Consider the following 15,494-nt stretch of genomic DNA (forward strand, 5'->3'; position numbering starts at 1 on the left):
CCGCCGCGATCGGCTGGGCGCGCGGCATGAGCAGAGGGAGTCAGGCGTGGAAGCCATCACCTTCCCGAACGGGCCGATCACGATGGCAGGCAACCTCCATCTCCCCGACGACCTCCGCGCCTCAGAGCGCCGTCCGGCTGTCGTCACCGTGCATCCGGGCGGCGGTGTGAAGGAGCAGACGGCCGGGCTCTACGCGGCCAGGCTCGCCGAACAGGGCTTCGTCGCGCTCGCCTACGACGCCTCCTACCAGGGCGCCAGCGGCGGGCAGCCGCGCCATCTGGAGGACCCCGGGGCGAGAGTGGAGGACGTACGGGCGGCCGTGGACCACCTCCAGTCGCTGGAGTGCGTCGACGCCGAGCGCCTGGGCGTCCTGGGGGTCTGCTCCGGCGGCGGCTACGCGGTCAACGCCGCGATGACCGACCACCGGTTGCGGGCGGTCACCACCGTCTCCGCGCTCAACATCGGCAGCGGCTACCGCAGGGGCTGGACGGGCAACGGGCTGGACGCCGCCGCCGTACCGACCCTGGTCGCCGCCGCGCAGCAGCGCACCACCGAATCGCAGGGCGGCGCCCCTGCCTACATCCCCTACGTCCCGGCTGATCCGGCCGCCGGTACGCCGCGGGACCTGGTGGAGGCGTCCGAGTACTACCTCACTCCGCGCGGCCGGCACGTCAACGCGGAGAACAGGAAGCTCTTCGCCCGCAGTATCGCCAAGATCTTCGCCTTCGACGCCTTCCACCTCGTCGAGGATCTGCTCACCCAGCCGGTCCTGATGGTCGCGGGCAGCGAGGCCGGGTCGCTGTGGCACACCACCGAACTGCACGGCCGGGTGCGCGGACCGAAGCGGCTGGTGGTCGTGGAGGGCGGCGCGCACATGGATTTCTACGACGTACCCAAGTACGTCGACCGCGCGGTCGAGGAGGCCGTCGCCTTCTTCCGGGAGTCGCTGCACGCCCCCGCGGAGCGGCCCGAGGCCGAGGACGGCTGAGCCCCTGGCCCGGCGCGGTTCAGTCCACCAGCACGCCGGGGTTGAGGATGCCGGCCGGGTCCAGCGAACTCTTCGCGGAGCGCAGTACGTCGGCGAAGAGTTCGGGACGCTGTCGGTCGTACCAGGGACGATGGTCGCGGCCGACGGCGTGGTGGTGGGTGATGGTCGCCCGGTGGCGCGCCAGGATCTCGCCCGCGGCGGCCTTGATCTCGTCCCACATCGCCCGCTGCGCGCCGTCGCGCCCGGCGGCGATGACGGTGAAGTACGGCGCGCAGCCGTCCGGATAGACGTGCGTGAGACGGCAGTTGAGGATGCCGGGCCGGCCGGTGACCTCCTCGACGGCCCGGCCCAACCCGGTGCGCACCGCCTCGATCAGCTCGGGGGCGCGGTCCCAGGTCAGCGCGGTCTCGAAGGTCTCCACCACGGCGCCCATCCGCGTCATCGCGTCGCGCAGATACGGCATCCGCAGAAAGGCCGAGCGCCAGGCCCCGGCGGGGTCCGCGGCGGGGCTCGCGGCCGGTCCGTCGGGGCGCTCGGCGGCCGGGCGGTCACCGGATCCGCCGCCGGTGGGGACTCGGCCGCCGTGTCCGCGCACGAGGTCCAGCGCCTGTTCGAGCAGCGCCTCCACCGGCTGTCCGGCCGACTCGAAACCCAGGACGAGCACGCTGCTGCTGCCGTCGCCCGCCCCGCCGAGCATCGCCTCACCGGGGTCGAGCAACCGGCAGTTGGCCGGGTTCAGCCCGGACTGCGCCAGCGTGCGGACGGCGCGCAGAGCGGCCGGGAAGTCGTCGAAGAGCACCGAGGCGGAGGCCCTGTGCGCGGGGCGTTCCTGCACCCGCAGCCACGCCTCGGTGATCACTCCCAGGGCGCCCTCCGAGCCGAGGAAGAGTCGGTCGGGCGACGGCCCCGCTCCGGAGCCGGGCAGCCGCCACGACTCGTGCACGCCGCTCGGCGCCACCACCCGCATCGACTCGACGAAATCGTCGATATGGGTGTGGCCGGTGGCGTAGTGCCCGCCCGCCCGGGTGGCCAGCCAGCCGCCCAGGGTGGAGAACTCGAAGCTCTGCGGGAAGTGCCGCAGGGTGTAGCCGTGCGGGCGCAGTTGAGCCTCCAGGGCCGGGCCGAACGCACCGGCCTGGATGCGGGCGGCGCGGCTCTCGCGGTCGACCTCCAGCACCCGGTCGAGCCGGCCGAGGTCGAGCGAGAGGACACCGGCGTGGTCGCCCTCCCGGTACTCCACCCCGCCCACCACGGAACTGCCGCCGCCGAACGGCACCACGGCGACGTTCTCCCGGCTCGCCCAGTCGAGCAGGTCCACCACGTCCGCCTCCCGGCGGGGGAGCGCGACCAGGTCCGGAGCGGCGGACATCTCCCCGGCCAGCGCGCGCACCACGTCGCGGAACGCCTTGCCGTAGGTGTGCGCGGCGCGCAGCGCGGGATCGGCGCGGACCAGCTCGGCAAGCGCCCCGGGCGGGGCCAACCTCGGCGCGGGCAGGTCGAGTCGGTGGATGTCCGGGACCGGTACGGGGTGCTCCCGCAGTCCGGGCAGCAGCGCGCCGAGCGCGGCGCACTCCTCGTCGCCGAGCTGCTCGGACTCCCTGCCCCAACCCCACCAGGACCTGTCGGTCGGTCCGTCGGCCATGTGTCCACGCTCCCTGGTACCCGTGCGGGCACGCACGCTCCCGCCTGCACCGCCGCCCTGCCGGGCTCGAAACCTACCTACGGGTAGCAGTCGACGCCAGAGGGCTGCGGGGGTGGACCGCCGGTCCGTGGGAACCCCCGGTGCCGCCGTCCGCACCCGTGCCGTCCCGCGCGCGGAGCCCGCCCGCGCTCGGGCGAGGCGCGCATCCGTCCGCCGGCTCCCGGTGGTCCCGTCGCGGCCGGCCCGGCCCGTGGCCGCTCGACAGGCGGGGCGGACGGGCCGTACCTAGCCTGAGGCTCGGGGCGCGGCTCTCACCGGCGCACGGCCCACGGCTGACCGGCGACCCGAGCCGGTCGGCACACCGAGCCGGCAGGGCACCCACAGCGCCGAACGGGCCGGAAGCCGGGCCGCGGCGACCGCGGCCGACAAGGAGTGGCCAGCATGTTAAGGACCGAACGGGCACCCGGCGCGCCCGCCTGGATCGCCCTGGAGACCTCGGACGCGGCAGCCTCCGCGGCCTTCTACGGCGAGCTGTTCGGCTGGCGGCACCGGCGGACCGGCCGGGGCGCGGAGGAGGCGGGCCGCTTCACCCTGGACGGCCTCCGGGTCGCCGGAACCGAACACCGGCGGTCCGCGCGGCGGGACCGGTGGACCGTACGCTTCCGGGCGCCCGACCCGGCCGCGGCGCTGGAGGCGGTGCGGGCGAACGGCGGAACCGCCGACCCGGTCCCCGCGGCGACAGCCGTCACCGACACCGTCGTCGTCCACGATCCGACGGGCGGGCGCTTCACGCTGGGCGGTTCCGGCGGGGAGGGCCTGGAGACGGTCGACGAGCCCGGGGCACTGACCCGGGTCGAGCTCTGCTCGACCGACGCCGACGTCGCCGCCGCCTTCTACCGGGCGGTGCTCGGCTGGGAGGTGCGGGACAGCGGCGGCTGCGGCGGGCTCCACCGCTCGGTCGCGGCCGTCGGACGGGCGGCGCACGGCGGCATCGTCCAGCTGCCCGCGGAGAGCCGGGCGGCCGGCGCCCGGTCGCAGTGGCAGCCGTGGTTCGCCGTCGTCGACTGCGACGCCGTGCTCAACTCCGCCGTCAAACAGGGCGCTTCGGTGCTTCTTCCGCCGACGGAGTCGGCTGCGGGGCGACTGGCGGTCTTCGCCGACCCGGCGGGAGCGGTGTGCGGGGTCCTCAGCGGCGAGGAACGCGAAGCCCCGCCTCTCTCGCCCCGCACCTCGCCGTAGCGCCGCACCCCTGCGCCCGTGACGCCTTCCGCGCGGGGCCTGCCCGTTGACGCCTCCCGCCCCCGGCACCGGGGCCTCGGCCCATGCCCCGGCGCCGCGGGTCGCCCGGGTGGCGGAGCCGGCGGTGCGGGTGTGAGCTGGAGAGTGGGCAGGGCGGACCGAACGGGTGCCGTCCGGTTGCGGCGGGATTGTCAGTGGTCTCTGCCACGATGACGAAACGTGCCGCAGCCGGGTCGAGCGAGAGGGTTGTCGATGACTCAACAGGACGAGATCAGGGAGGAGTTCCCACGGCTGGCCGACCCGTTCCGGCGGGAGCTGCTCGCTCACTGCTACCGAATGCTCGGCTCGGTGCACGACGCCGAGGATCTGGTGCAGGAGACCTATCTGCGGGCCTGGCGGGGGTACGACGCCTTCGAGGGCCGGTCCTCCATGCGCACCTGGCTGCACCGCATCGCCACCAACACCTGTCTGGACGCCCTGGAGAGCCGCAAGAAGCGTCCGCTGCCGACCGGCCTGGGCACCCCGGACGCCCAGCCCGCGGACGAGCTGACGGAGCAGCGCGAGGTGCCCTGGCTGGAGCCGGTGCCGGACGCGATGGTCGGCGCGGACGGCGCCGATCCGGCCGCCATCGTCACCTCGCGCGAGTCCATCAGGCTCGCCTTCGTCGCCGCGCTCCAGCACCTGCCGCCCCGCCAGCGTGCGGTGCTGCTGCTCAGGGACGTGCTCAGATGGCGGGCCGCGGAGGTGGCGGAGCTGATGGGCACGACCGTGGCCTCGGTCAACAGCGCGCTCCAGCGGGCGCGGGTTCAGCTCAAGTCGGTGACTCCGAGCGAGGAGACCGTCGACGAGCCGACCACCCCGGCCCAGCGGGAGCTGCTCGACCGCTATGTGACGGCCTTCGAGAAGAAGGACATCGACGCCATCGTCGGGCTGTTCACCCAGGACGCCGTGTGGGAGATGCCTCCTTTCCTCAGCTGGTTCAGGGGTCCTGTGCACATCGGTGAGCTGATCCGCCGGAACTGCCCGGCGGGCCCCGGCGACATGCGGTTGATAGCGACCGAGCTGAACGGCCAGCACGCCTTCGCGATGTATCTGCGGGAGAGCGCGGGGCAGCCGTTCCGTCCGTGGAACCTCCATGTGCTCACGCTCGAGGGTGCCGAGGTCGCCCATGTGGTGGCCTTCTTCGATCTGGCGCTCTTCGAGAAGTTCGGGCTGCCCGAGCTCATCGAGGAGGTGTCCGTGCAGGGTGCGGGGGAAGAAGAGCGTCCATGAACACAGCACTGCTGCGCACCGTGGGAGTGGCGACCGCCGCGTACGGCCTCGCGGTGACGCTCCGCCCACAGCTCCTCGCCCGCCCCTCGGGGCTGGTCGACCGAAGGGGCGAGGTCGCCCACCACACCGCGACCTCGCTGAGACCGCTGGGCTTCCGCGACGCGGCCTCGGGCGCGGCGCTGGCCCTCGCCCCCGAGGGCCCCGCGCTGCGCACGGCGGCGGCGGTCCGCCTGGCCGCGGACTTCGGTGACGCCGTGCTGCTCGCGGGCACCCTCCCGAAGGGCAACCGGGCCAAAGCGGTGGCGGTGGCGGTGGGTTGGGGCTCACTGACCCTCGCGGGGCTGGTGCACCGCAGCCGCGGCTGAGCCGCGGGGCCCGTACGGCATCGCGGCCCGTACGGCAGTCCCGCCCGCAGCCGCCCCGTCGCGGCTGCCGAGCGCGCCGTGAGCACCGACCCATCCTCGGTGCGGTCGGCTACGAATCAGGGACGAGGCGCAGGCCCGGAGAGCTGCGCGGGATGCCCCGCGGCATCCGAGCCCGTCGACAGCGAGAGTGAGCAGCGTGTGACCGTCGAGAAGCCCGCGGAGGGGGAGTCGGCGAGCCTTCCGGCCTCCGAGCACCTCCCGCCGAGGATTTACCGCGCGCCCGCCGAGCCGCGCGCCCTGGTGCTGATGCTGCACGGCGGCCGGGCCCGGGGGCTCGGACCGCCGACGGCACTCAACCTGCCCTCGCGCAGACTGCGCCCGTTCGCCTCCACCGTCGTGCGCGCGACCGCGGGCGTCCCCGCGCTCGTCGCACAGGCCCGGTACCGGTGCCGCGGTTGGAACGGCCGACGTGCCGACCCCGCGCAGGACGCGCGGGCCGCGCTCGACACCCTGCTCGCCCGGTACGGCGACCTGCCCGTCGTGCTGCTCGGCCACTCCATGGGCGGCCGGGCAGCACTGCACATCGCCGGCCACCCGGCGGTGCGCGGGGTGGTGGCGCTCGCTCCCTGGTGCCCGGAATACGAGCCGACCGCGCATCTCGCCGGCAAACCGGCCGTGCTGCTCCACTCCGATCGCGACCGGATGACCGACCCGCTGGCGTCCTGGGCGTTCGTCGAGCGGGCCCGGGAGCAGGGCGCCCTGGCGCACGGCATCCAGATCACCGGCAGCGACCACGCCATGCTGCGCCGCAGCGCGGTGTGGCACGAATGGGTCGGACGCCTGGTCGCCGAAATGATCGGCGCGAACGGCGGCGGCAGCGGCGCGAACGGCAGCGGCAGCGTCGGTGCGGACGGTGCGGACGGCGGCTCCGCGGGAGGTCAGGGCGGCACGTTCGGCCCGGACTTCGCCGCGCTGCCCACCGAGATCGTCAGCACACGCAGAACTCGTTCCCTTCCGGGTCGCTCATGACCACCGCGTAGTGGTCGAGCCCCTCGGCGTCCAGGGTGTGCAGCACCTGGGCGCCGGCCGCACGCAGCCGCGCCACCTCGCCGTCCACCTCCCGCCGCCGCTCGGGCAGCGGGACCCGCCGTCCGTCGGTCACCCGAAGGTCCAGATGCAGCCTGTTCTTGCCGGACTTGGGCTCCGCCACCTGCTGGAACCACAGGCGCGGACCAACTCCCGAGGGGTCGACGACCGAATCGGTGAGATCCCCGTCGTCGGGCAGCTCCGACTCCGCCACACCGATGCTGCGGTAGTACGCGTACCAGTCGGCGAACCCCTCCGGCGGAGGCGCGGGGACGTAGCCGAGTGCCTCCGCCCAGAAGGCGACCAGCCGACCGGGGTCCGCGCAGTCCACTGTCACCTGAAGCCTGGTCGCCATCGCTCTCCCTCACATCGGCCGCCTCGTGTGCAGCCAGCGTGCCGCAGACCTATGACAACGCCACCCCTCGCGTCGGGAATTCGCCACGGCGCTGGAGCGCCCGGCGGCCGGGACGGGGCCCGACACCCCTGCGCCACGGGCCGGTTGGGGATCAGTGGCGCTTGCGCACCGCGCGCATGTACTCCCTGTTCATCGCGGCGATGGAGGTCAGCGGGATGCCCTTGGGGCATGCGGTGGCGCACTCGCCGGTGACGGTGCAGCCGCCGAAACTCTCCTCGTCCATCGTGCCGACCATGTCCAGCACCCGGCTCTCGCGCTCGACCCTGCCCTGCGGCAGTGAGGCGAGATGGACGACCTTGGCGGCGGTGAAGAGCATCGCCGCACCGTTGGGGCAGGCAGCCACGCAGGCGCCGCAGCCGATGCACTCGGCGTGGGTGAAGGCCTCGTCCGCGTCGGGCTTGGGCACGGGTGTGGCGTGTGCGTCGGGTGCGCTGCCGGTCGGCACGCTGACGTAGCCGCCGGAGCCGATGACCCGGTCCATCGCGGAGCGGTCCACCACCAGGTCCTTGACCACCGGGAAGGCCGCCGCCCGCCACGGCTCGACGTCGATGGTGTCGCCGTCGGAGAAGTGGCGCATGTGCAGTTGGCAGGTGGTGGTGCGCTCGGGGCCGTGCGCCTCGCCGTTGATGACCACGCCGCACGCCCCGCAGATCCCCTCCCGGCAGTCGTGGTCGAAGGCGACGGGCTCGCAACCCTCGGCGATCAACTGCTCGTTGAGGGTGTCGAGCATGTCGAGGAAGGACATGTCGGGGGAGACGCCGTCGAGTTCGTAACGGGCCATGTGGCCCGGGGCGTCGGGACCGGGCTGGCGCCAGATGCGCAGATGGAGTTTCACGCGTAGCTCCGCATGGTCGGGTGGACGTACTCGAAGTTCAGCTGTTCCCGGTGCAGGACCGGCGCCCGGCCGACGCCGGTGAACTCCCAGCCGGCCGCGTAGGTGTACGACTCGTCGTCGCGCAGCGCCTCCCCGCTCTCGGTCTGGCTCTCGGTGCGGAAGTGGCCTCCGCAGGATTCGGTGCGGTGCAGGGCGTCCAGGCAGAGGAGTTCGGCCAGTTCCAGGTAGTCGGAGACCCGGTTCGCCTTCTCCAGCGACTGGTTGAGCTCCCGGCCGCTGCCCGGCACCCGGATGCGCTGCCAGAACTCCTCGCGCAGCGCGGGGATGCGCTCCAGCGCGCGCTTGAGCCCCGCCTCGTCGCGCGCCATCCCGCACTCCTCCCACAGCAGTTCGCCGATCTCCCGGTGGAAGGACTCGGGGCTGCGGTCGCCGTTGTTGGACAGGAGGGCGAAGAGCCGGTCGGTGACCTCGCCGACGCAGGCGTGCACGGCCGGATGGTCGCGGTCGATGTCGCGGAACTCCGCGTCGCGGGGCAGCCGCGCCAGGTAGTCGCCGAGGGTCGAGGGCAGGACGAAGTACCCGTCCGCCAGGCCCTGCATCAGGGCGGAGGCGCCGAGCCGGTTGGCGCCGTGGTCGGAGAAGTTGGCCTCGCCGATCGCGAAGAGGCCGGGCACCGTGGTCTGGAGGTCGTAGTCGACCCACAGCCCGCCCATCGTGTAGTGGATGGCCGGGTAGATCCGCATCGGTGTCTCGTACGGGCTCTCGGCGGTGATGCGCTCGTACATCTCGAAGAGGTTGCCGTAGCGCTCCGCGACCGCCTCCCGGCCGAGCCGGGCGATCGCGTCGGCGAAGTCGAGGTAGACGCCCTGACCGCCCGGTCCGACGCCGCGGCCCTCGTCGCAGACGTTCTTGGCGGCGCGGGAGGCGATGTCGCGCGGTACGAGGTTGCCGAACGCCGGGTACTGGCGCTCCAGGTAGTAGTCCCGCTCGCTCGTCGGGATCTCGCGCGGCGGCCGGTCGTCGCCCGCCCGGACGGGGACCCAGATGCGGCCGTCGTTGCGCAGGGACTCGCTCATCAGCGTCAGCTTCGACTGGTGGTCGCCGGCCCGCGGGATGCAGGTGGGGTGGATCTGGGTGAAGCAGGGGTTGGCGAAGTACGCGCCGCGCCGGTGTGCCCGCCACAGCGCGGTGGCGTTGGAGTTCTTGGCGTTGGTGGAGAGGTGGAAGACGTTGCCGTAGCCACCGGTGGCGAGCACCACCGCGTCCGCGAGGTAGCTGTCGATGCGCCCGGTCACCAGGTCCCTGGCGACGATGCCGCGCGCACGGCCGTCGATGACGATCAGGTCCAGCATCTCGGTGCGCGCCCGCATCTCCACCTGTCCGGCGGCGATCTGCCGGGAGAGCGACTGGTAGGCGCCGAGCAGCAGTTGCTGCCCGGTCTGCCCGCGGGCGTAGAAGGTGCGGGAGACCTGGACGCCGCCGAAGCTGCGGGTGTCCAGCAGACCGCCGTACTCGCGGGCGAAGGGCACGCCCTGCGCCACGCACTGGTCGATGATCTCCACCGAGACCTGCGCGAGGCGGTGCACGCCCGACTCGCGGGCGCGGAAGTCGCCGCCCTTGACGGTGTCGTAGAAGAGGCGGTGCACCGAGTCGCCGTCGTTGCGGTAGTTCTTGGCGGCGTTGATGCCGCCCTGCGCGGCGATGGAGTGCGCGCGGCGCGGGGAGTCCTGGTAGCAGAACTGCAGTACGCGGTAGCCCTGTTCGGCGAGGGTGGCACCGGCCGCGCCGCCCGCGAGACCGGTGCCGACCACGATGACGGTGTGACCGCGGCGGTTCGCCGGGTTGACCAGCTTGGCCTCGAAACGGCGGCGGTCCCAGCGTTCGGCGATCGGCCCCTCCGGTGCGCTGCGGTCCACCAGCGGTTCGCCCACGCGGTAGTCGGCGTACGGGGCGGCGCGCCCCGCGTCGGCGTCGGCCGGAGGCGGCTGCTCGCCGTGTCCGTCCCGCTCGGCGGCGTCCCGGCCGGTGTCGGCCCCTGGTGGTGTGGTCATCTCAGCTCACGACTCCGATCTGGACGGCGAGGGGTACGGAGAGGAAACCCGCGGTGAGCACGAGCGCGAGGCCGTCGCCGAGGAACCGCAGCGCCCGGTCGCGTCCGGCGGTGGCGGCGCCCAGGCTGTGCGCCGCGCTGCGGAGCCCGTGCCGCACGTGCAGGCCGACGGCGACCATCGCGACGCCGTAGATGAGGTTCCCGTACCAGGTGCCGAAGGTGGCGACGACGTTCTCGTACGGTTTGCCGGCCTCGCCGTTGGGGTTCACGGTGTGGGTGGTCAGATCGAGGATGTGCCAGACCAGGAACAGCGCGAGGATCACGCCGCCCCAGCGCATGGTGCGGGCGGCGTAGCCGCCGCGGCGCGCGGAGCCGCCCCGGTGCGCGTACCGCTTCGGTCTGGCCGCCAGATCGCGGCGGCTGAGCTGGTAGGCGGCGATCCCGTGCAGCACCACCGCGGCGAGCAGCGCGAGGCGCACGAGCCACAGGAACCACTCGTAGTGCAGCAGCGGTTCGCCGAGGGTGCGCAGCCAGTGCGCGTATCCGTTGAACTCCTCCGGCCCGAAGAAGATCTTCAGATTCCCCAGCATGTGGCCGACGAGGTAGAGCAGCATCATCACGCCGGTGACGGCCATCACCAGCTTCTTGCCGATCGTCGACCGCCACAGCAGGTCCACGGTCGACGCCTGTCTGCCGCTGTGTCGCCTCGCAGTCGCCTGTGCCATGGAACGAAGGTAGGGAGCGGCGGGTGCATCAGTCCAAGACATGGAAAGTCTGCGCTCCATAGGCAACACCTATCGCGGCGCTAGGCTGCCGGTATGCAGCTGCACCAGCTCCGCTACTTCACGGCGGTCGCCGACACCCGCCACTTCACCCGGGCCGCCGAACGCGAACTCGTCGCCCAGCCCTCGCTCTCGCAGCAGATCAAGGCGCTGGAGCGGGAGCTGGGCACCGAGCTCTTCCACCGCGCCCGCGGCCACATCGCCCTCACCGACGCCGGCGAGGCGCTGCTGCCGCTGGCGCGCCGCATCCTCGCCGACACGGAGACCGCCCGCCGCGAGGTGCAGGAGGTCGCCCGGCTGCGGCGCGGGCGGGTGCGGCTGGGGGCGCCGCCGAGTCTGTGCGCCAGCCTGGTGCCCGACGTGCTGCGCGCCTTCCACGACCGCTATCCCGGCGTCGAACTGCAGGTCCGCGAGGGCGGATCGCAGGACCTGGTACGAGTGCTCGCCGCCGGCGAGCTGGACCTGGCGCTCGTCATCACACCGCTGCCGGTCCAGGCCCCGGCGCTCACCACGACCGACCTGCTGCGCGAGGAGCTGGTGGTGGTCTCCGCGCCGGAGGAGGCCGCGCCGGTGCGTCGTCGCCGCATCCGGGTCGAGGATCTGCGGCACCTGCCGCTGGTGATGTTCCGCCGCGGCTACGATCTGCGCGAACTGACCCTGGGGGCGTGCCGGTCCGCCGGGTTCGAGCCGGTGCTGTCAGTCGAGGGCGGCGAGATGGACGCGGTGCTCGGCCTGGTGCGCGCCGGGCTCGGTGTCGCGGTCGTACCGCACATGGTCGCCGACCGCTCCGGGCTGCGGGTCACCCGGTTCGCCGCGCCCGGACTGCACCGCTCGGTGTCGGTCGCGCACCGGGGCGACGTCTCGCCCCCGCGCGCCGCGCGCGAACTCTCCCGCATCCTCGCCGAACGGCTTCCCGCCTCGGTCAACTCCTCCGTGTCCGGCGACGGGAGCGCCGGTTCACGGACCAAGCGGCCAGATACCCGAGGGAGTTGAACGCCGTGTGCAGCAGCGCCGGCGCGAGCGCGCTGCCGGTGTGCCGCCGCAGCGCCGCGAACACCGCACCGCCCGCCGCCGTGACGGCCACCGAGCCCGAGGCCGCCGCCGTCCGGGAGACGCCGTCCCCGCCGGGGGCCCGGTTGCCGGTGGAGGCGGCGGCCAGCGCCGGGTTGGAGGCGGCGAGCGCGGCCGAGGGCAGCACGTGCCACAGCCCGAAGAGCGCCACCGGAACCGCTTCGCCCAGGCGCGGACCGCAGGAGCGTCGCAGCAGGGCCGGCAGCACGCAGCGGAAGCCGACCTCCTCGAGCAGGACCGTGCCCAGCGGCACCTCCAGCAGCATCTGCCGCAGCAGACCCGGCAGCCGCTCCTCGGCCCGGCCGTCGGCGAAGAGCGGCCGGGTCGCGGGCAGCAGCGCACCCGCGGCGTAGAGCGCGCCCACCCCCGCGGCGGCGGTGGCGCCGCACCGCAGCCCGTGCCCCAACCGGGCGCGTCCCAGGCCGAGTTCGGCGGCGCTGAGGCCCGCGCCGCGGGCGGTGAGCAGCAGCAGCCCGGTCGAGGCCAGCGAGACCGGGACATGGGCGGGCGGGCCGAGCCGGTGGTCCAACACGTGTGCGCCCGCGAGCACCCCCACGGCGATGCCGAACGCGGTGCCGGGGGAGCGGTGCAGTGACAGGCTCATGTCCGCGAGCGTAGAAGAGCCCCGGCCCGGGCCGGGGAGCGGCCCGGCCCGTCGCCGGTCCGTGAGCCGGGCGACCCGCGGCGCGCCCGCCCCGGCGAGCCCCGCCCCAAGCCCGCGCCGCGAGCCCTGCCCCAAGCCCGCCCCGGCGAGCCCCGCCGAAGTCCGCGCCGCGCCCGTACCCCGACCCTCGACGCCGTGTCCCGGCTCCCGTCCACACGGAGCGCCGGGACATGCGCGTACGGCCGGACCGCCGGCTCGGCGCCGACGTCCCGACCGTACGCACCCCCGCCCGCCCGGAGGTCAGTCGCGGGCCTCGCACACGGTGCGGTCCAGCATCCGCATGATCGCCCGGTCGCCGGCCACGAGCGTGGCGTCACTGATGCCGTTGGCGGTGGAGGCCACTCCCACCCGGCCGTCGTCGGTGAACGCCAGCCGCACGGTGTTGCCGACCAGGTCGCCGTGGTGCGCCCAGAACTTGCCGCCGCAGCTCAGCGGGTGGGACATCAGACCCAGCCCGTACCGTGCGCCCGGCCAGATCTCGGTGAACTCCTCCGGCATCGGCACCGTGGTGCGCATGGCGCGCAGCTCCGCCGGGGCGAGCAGCTTCCCGCGGAGCAGCGCGGTGAAGAAGCGGTCCAGGTCCCGGTGGGTGCTTATCAGTTCACCGGCCGAGTCGCCCCAGGTGACGGAGTACTCGGTGGTGTCCGTCCACTCCCCGGAGTCCGCGAACCGCTGGTACGAGCGGGAGTGCGGCCCTCGGATGCCGGTGTCCCGGCCCGGGGCGTAGGTGTCCTTCAGGCCCAGCGGGCGGATGATGCGGTCCGTGACCTCGGTGCGCCAGTCGTTGCCGGTCACCGCCTCGATGATCATGCCGGCCAGTACGAAGTTGGTGTTGGAGTACTCCCAGTCCGGCTCGGGGTCGTCCTTGGCCGCGGGCGGGAAGCTCGGCTTCTGTGCCACGGCGAGGCCGACCAGCTCGCGCGGGGTCCACTGCTTCCAGCGGTCCCGCTCGAAGGACTCCGCGTCGCCGAGGGGGAGTTGGGCGGTGTAGTTGTGCAGTCCGCTGGTGTTCTGGAGCAGGTTGCGCACGGTGATCGCGCTGCCGTCGTTGCCGTTGCCGCGGACCAGCCCCGGCAGCCACTCCTCCACCGTGTCCTCCAGCGACAGCCTTCCCTCGCCGACGAGTTGGAGGACGACGGTGGAGGTGAAGGTCTTGGTGGTGCTGGCGATCCGGTAGCTCGCGCCGGACGGCGGTGCGGCGTCCCCGTCCAGATCCCGCAGGCCCTGGTTGGTCTCGCTGTGCTTGCGGCCGTCCCGCAGACCCGCGGTGATCGAGACGAACTCCCCCTGTTCCAGGGCGCGTCGGGCCTCCTTCCGGAGCACCTTCGAAGCTCCGGCCGACGCGTCCCGGGCGGCCCCGTTCTCGGCGTGGGCGGCTCCCGTGGTGGCGGTCGTCACGACGATCGCGGCCAGCGCCGCAGCCGAACCGAGCCTGCGCATACGTGTGTTGGTCATGTCTTCCTCTCCCGAAGATCTCTGCGAACAGCCTGCCGCCGGACGGGCCGGCGCACGATGGTGGTGGCCACCCGCTCGTACGGGGTGCCAGCACCACCCCTCCAGGTGGCTCTAGGTTGGGGGGATGGAGATCTGGATCAATCCCGCATGCTCGAAGTGCCGGTCCGCGCTGACGCTGCTGGACGAGGAGGGCGTGCAGCACACCGTGCGCCGCTACCTCGACGACCCGCCGACGGAGGACGAACTGCGGGCGGTGCTCGACCGGTTGGGCCTCGAACCCTGGGACATCACCAGGACCGGGGAGGCGATCGGCAAGGAGCTGGGCATCGGCGACTGGCCCCGCGAGCCCGGCGAACGCGAGCGCTGGATCGCCGCGCTCTCCGAGCATCCCAAGCTGATCCAGCGCCCGATCATCACCGCGGACGACGGCAGCGCGGTGGTCGGCCGGAGCGAGGAAGCGGTGCGCGAGGCGATGCGGCGCAGCGGTTAGCCGGTGCGCCGCCCGCGGCCGGGGCACGGTGTCGGGCGTCCCCCGCGCCCCGGCTCGGCACACCACGGTTCGCGCCCCGTGCCCCGCGGCGGTGCGCGGCCGGTCGGCGCCCGTGCCCGGGGCGTGCCGGCCGCGTCGACCGCGGCGTCAGAGCGGTTCGGCCAGCGGCACCAGTGAGTAGCCCCGCTCGATCAGCCGCGGCAGGTAGTACGCGAGTGCGGCGACGGTCTGGGACCGGTCGCCGCCGCCGTCGTGCGCCAGGACGATCGCGCCCGGGTGCGCGCCGTTGAGTACCCGGCGGCGGATCGTGGCGGTGCCGGGAGACTTCCAGTCCAGGGTGTCCACCGACCAGCCCATCGGCTCCATCCCCAGCTCGGCGCAGATCTGCAACGAGGGCGCGTGCCAGGCGCCGTAGGGCGCGCGGGCGAACCGGGGCGCGGTGCCGATGGCCTGCTCGATGAGGTCGCAGGTGCGGCCGAGCTCCTTGCGCACCCTGGCGCGCGAGAGCTTCGGGAGCTCGGGGTGGCTCCAGGAGTGGTTGGCGATCAGATGGCCGTCCGCCTCGATCGCCTTCACCAGATCCGGGTTCCACTCGGCGTTCTCCCCGATGACGAAGAACGTGGCGAGCGTGCCGTGGCGGCGCAGAATGCGCAGGATCGCGGGGGTCTGCACGGGGTGCGGGCCGTCGTCGAAGGTCAGGGCGATGCTGCGGCCGGGGTCGGCGAGCGTCAGATGCGCCTGCTTGCGCGGCACGGCGGAGCGCCGCAGACGCCGTTCGGCCCGTGGCATCCGGGCGTCACCGGCCAGCGGGCGCATCCGGTACGTGTCCGGCGTGCCCCGGGCGTCGGCGGTTCCGGTACCGCGCGGGGCACCGGAACCGCCGGCGGAGGGCGAGGGGGAGCGGGACGGATCCGCGGCCGCGCCGGGAGCGTCCGCCGCGTCCGGCACCTCCGGCGCGGCGTCGGTCGGGCCCGGTGGGGCGAGCAGCGCACGGTAGGCGCCGTACACACAGAGGCAGGTGGCGCCGCTGAGCAGCGTACGGCGCGTCAGAGCTGATTTGTCGTACTGCATGACTTACTGCTCTCACGCCCCGCCGACACGCTCCCGCCCCGCGAACCGTGTCCCGGCCACTGCACTCGT

General features: G+C 73.6%; 15 protein-coding genes. 7 read left to right on the forward strand and 8 right to left on the reverse strand.

Going from position 1 to position 15,494, the window contains the following annotated elements; translation table 11 throughout:
* The first annotated feature begins 46 nt into the window (after nucleotides 1–46).
* Nucleotides 47–988 carry an alpha/beta hydrolase gene (locus tag MTQ01_RS09600; protein WP_247488588.1) on the forward strand — a complete coding sequence of 314 codons (942 nt, stop codon included), beginning with the start codon at nucleotides 47–49 and terminating at the stop codon, nucleotides 986–988.
* A 19-nt stretch (nucleotides 989–1,007) separates the two neighbouring features.
* Here MTQ01_RS09600 and MTQ01_RS09605 read toward each other — a convergent pair whose 3' ends face one another.
* Nucleotides 1,008–2,630 (reverse strand): FAD-binding oxidoreductase, encoded by a 1,623-nt coding sequence (locus MTQ01_RS09605; protein ID WP_247488590.1) that lies wholly within the window; start codon nucleotides 2,628–2,630, stop codon nucleotides 1,008–1,010.
* 441 nt (nucleotides 2,631–3,071) lie between these two features.
* On the opposite strand from MTQ01_RS09605, the gene MTQ01_RS09610 reads away from it, so the two are divergent.
* The 4 genes from MTQ01_RS09610 (at nucleotide 3,072) to MTQ01_RS09625 (ending at nucleotide 6,535) form a co-directional block, all read left to right on the forward strand.
* Nucleotides 3,072–3,869: a VOC family protein gene (locus MTQ01_RS09610; RefSeq protein WP_247488592.1), complete on the forward strand. Its 798-nt coding sequence runs from the start codon at nucleotides 3,072–3,074 to the stop codon at nucleotides 3,867–3,869.
* 252 nt (nucleotides 3,870–4,121) lie between these two features.
* Nucleotides 4,122–5,141 carry a sigma-70 family RNA polymerase sigma factor gene (locus tag MTQ01_RS09615; RefSeq protein WP_247488593.1) on the forward strand — a complete coding sequence of 340 codons (1,020 nt, stop codon included), beginning with the start codon at nucleotides 4,122–4,124 and terminating at the stop codon, nucleotides 5,139–5,141.
* Nucleotides 5,138–5,506, forward strand: a complete 369-nt coding sequence (locus tag MTQ01_RS09620; protein WP_211039263.1) for a hypothetical protein — start codon at nucleotides 5,138–5,140, stop codon at nucleotides 5,504–5,506. The genes MTQ01_RS09615 and MTQ01_RS09620 overlap by 4 nt, the downstream gene beginning before the upstream one ends.
* Before the next feature lie 198 nt (nucleotides 5,507–5,704).
* Nucleotides 5,705–6,535, forward strand: coding sequence for an alpha/beta hydrolase (locus tag MTQ01_RS09625; protein ID WP_247488595.1), 831 nt, complete (start codon nucleotides 5,705–5,707; stop codon nucleotides 6,533–6,535).
* Here MTQ01_RS09625 and MTQ01_RS09630 read toward each other — a convergent pair.
* The 4 genes from MTQ01_RS09630 to MTQ01_RS09645 all read right to left on the reverse strand — a co-directional run bounded on the left by MTQ01_RS09630 (nucleotide 6,495) and on the right by MTQ01_RS09645 (nucleotide 10,617).
* Entirely contained in the window at nucleotides 6,495–6,947 is a 453-nt protein-coding gene (locus MTQ01_RS09630; protein ID WP_247488597.1) for a VOC family protein, read from the reverse strand. The two genes, MTQ01_RS09625 and MTQ01_RS09630, sit on opposite strands and share 41 nt — an antisense overlap.
* A gap of 151 nt (nucleotides 6,948–7,098) precedes the next feature.
* Nucleotides 7,099–7,842, reverse strand: a complete 744-nt coding sequence (locus MTQ01_RS09635) for a succinate dehydrogenase/fumarate reductase iron-sulfur subunit (protein WP_247488600.1) — start codon at nucleotides 7,840–7,842, stop codon at nucleotides 7,099–7,101.
* Nucleotides 7,839–9,893, reverse strand: a complete 2,055-nt coding sequence (locus MTQ01_RS09640; protein WP_247488602.1) for a fumarate reductase/succinate dehydrogenase flavoprotein subunit — start codon at nucleotides 9,891–9,893, stop codon at nucleotides 7,839–7,841. Before MTQ01_RS09640 ends, MTQ01_RS09635 begins: the two co-directional genes overlap by 4 nt.
* Nucleotide 9,894: 1 nt before the next feature.
* On the reverse strand, nucleotides 9,895–10,617 hold the full coding sequence (locus MTQ01_RS09645; RefSeq protein WP_247488604.1) for a succinate dehydrogenase cytochrome b subunit: 723 nt from the start codon (nucleotides 10,615–10,617) through the stop codon (nucleotides 9,895–9,897).
* A 93-nt stretch (nucleotides 10,618–10,710) separates the two neighbouring features.
* Between MTQ01_RS09645 and MTQ01_RS09650 the strand changes: the two genes are divergently transcribed.
* The gene (locus MTQ01_RS09650) at nucleotides 10,711–11,667 is read left to right on the forward strand and encodes a LysR family transcriptional regulator (protein ID WP_247488606.1); all 957 of its coding nucleotides are present in this window, start codon (nucleotides 10,711–10,713) and stop codon (nucleotides 11,665–11,667) included.
* Here the strand turns inward: MTQ01_RS09650 and MTQ01_RS09655 are convergent.
* Both MTQ01_RS09655 and MTQ01_RS09660 read right to left on the reverse strand, forming a co-directional pair.
* On the reverse strand, nucleotides 11,597–12,349 hold the full coding sequence (locus MTQ01_RS09655; protein WP_247488609.1) for a CPBP family intramembrane glutamic endopeptidase: 753 nt from the start codon (nucleotides 12,347–12,349) through the stop codon (nucleotides 11,597–11,599). The two genes, MTQ01_RS09650 and MTQ01_RS09655, sit on opposite strands and share 71 nt — an antisense overlap.
* A gap of 300 nt (nucleotides 12,350–12,649) precedes the next feature.
* Entirely contained in the window at nucleotides 12,650–13,864 is a 1,215-nt protein-coding gene (locus tag MTQ01_RS09660; RefSeq protein WP_247488611.1) for a serine hydrolase, read from the reverse strand.
* Between the two features lie 124 nt (nucleotides 13,865–13,988).
* Here MTQ01_RS09660 and MTQ01_RS09665 point away from each other — a divergent pair, with 124 nt between their 5' ends.
* Nucleotides 13,989–14,354 carry an arsenate reductase family protein gene (locus MTQ01_RS09665; RefSeq protein ID WP_247488613.1) on the forward strand — a complete coding sequence of 122 codons (366 nt, stop codon included), beginning with the start codon at nucleotides 13,989–13,991 and terminating at the stop codon, nucleotides 14,352–14,354.
* A 147-nt stretch (nucleotides 14,355–14,501) separates the two neighbouring features.
* Here the strand turns inward: MTQ01_RS09665 and MTQ01_RS09670 are convergent, their stop codons facing one another.
* Nucleotides 14,502–15,425: a polysaccharide deacetylase family protein gene (locus MTQ01_RS09670; RefSeq protein WP_247488615.1), complete on the reverse strand. Its 924-nt coding sequence runs from the start codon at nucleotides 15,423–15,425 to the stop codon at nucleotides 14,502–14,504.
* Nucleotides 15,426–15,494 lie beyond the last annotated feature (69 nt).

It is taken from the genome of Streptomyces sp. XM4193 (assembly GCF_023072595.1).
Taxonomy (GTDB): domain Bacteria; phylum Actinomycetota; class Actinomycetes; order Streptomycetales; family Streptomycetaceae; genus Streptomyces.

Excerpts from the sequence above, each read along its gene's own strand:
- MTQ01_RS09655 (WP_247488609.1), bottom strand. The coding sequence starts at position 12,349 with ATGAGCCTGTCACTGCACCGCTCCCCCGGCACCGCGTTCGGCATCGCC.
- MTQ01_RS09665 (WP_247488613.1), top strand. The coding sequence starts at position 13,989 with ATGGAGATCTGGATCAATCCCGCATGCTCGAAGTGCCGGTCCGCGCTG.
- MTQ01_RS09660 (WP_247488611.1), bottom strand. The coding sequence starts at position 13,864 with ATGACCAACACACGTATGCGCAGGCTCGGTTCGGCTGCGGCGCTGGCC.
- MTQ01_RS09640 (WP_247488602.1), bottom strand. The coding sequence starts at position 9,893 with ATGACCACACCACCAGGGGCCGACACCGGCCGGGACGCCGCCGAGCGG.
- MTQ01_RS09615 (WP_247488593.1), top strand. The coding sequence starts at position 4,122 with ATGACTCAACAGGACGAGATCAGGGAGGAGTTCCCACGGCTGGCCGAC.
- MTQ01_RS09620 (WP_211039263.1), top strand. The coding sequence starts at position 5,138 with ATGAACACAGCACTGCTGCGCACCGTGGGAGTGGCGACCGCCGCGTAC.
- MTQ01_RS09610 (WP_247488592.1), top strand. The coding sequence starts at position 3,072 with ATGTTAAGGACCGAACGGGCACCCGGCGCGCCCGCCTGGATCGCCCTG.
- MTQ01_RS09670 (WP_247488615.1), bottom strand. The coding sequence starts at position 15,425 with ATGCAGTACGACAAATCAGCTCTGACGCGCCGTACGCTGCTCAGCGGC.
- MTQ01_RS09605 (WP_247488590.1), bottom strand. The coding sequence starts at position 2,630 with ATGGCCGACGGACCGACCGACAGGTCCTGGTGGGGTTGGGGCAGGGAG.
- MTQ01_RS09645 (WP_247488604.1), bottom strand. The coding sequence starts at position 10,617 with ATGGCACAGGCGACTGCGAGGCGACACAGCGGCAGACAGGCGTCGACC.
- MTQ01_RS09630 (WP_247488597.1), bottom strand. The coding sequence starts at position 6,947 with ATGGCGACCAGGCTTCAGGTGACAGTGGACTGCGCGGACCCCGGTCGG.
- MTQ01_RS09650 (WP_247488606.1), top strand. The coding sequence starts at position 10,711 with ATGCAGCTGCACCAGCTCCGCTACTTCACGGCGGTCGCCGACACCCGC.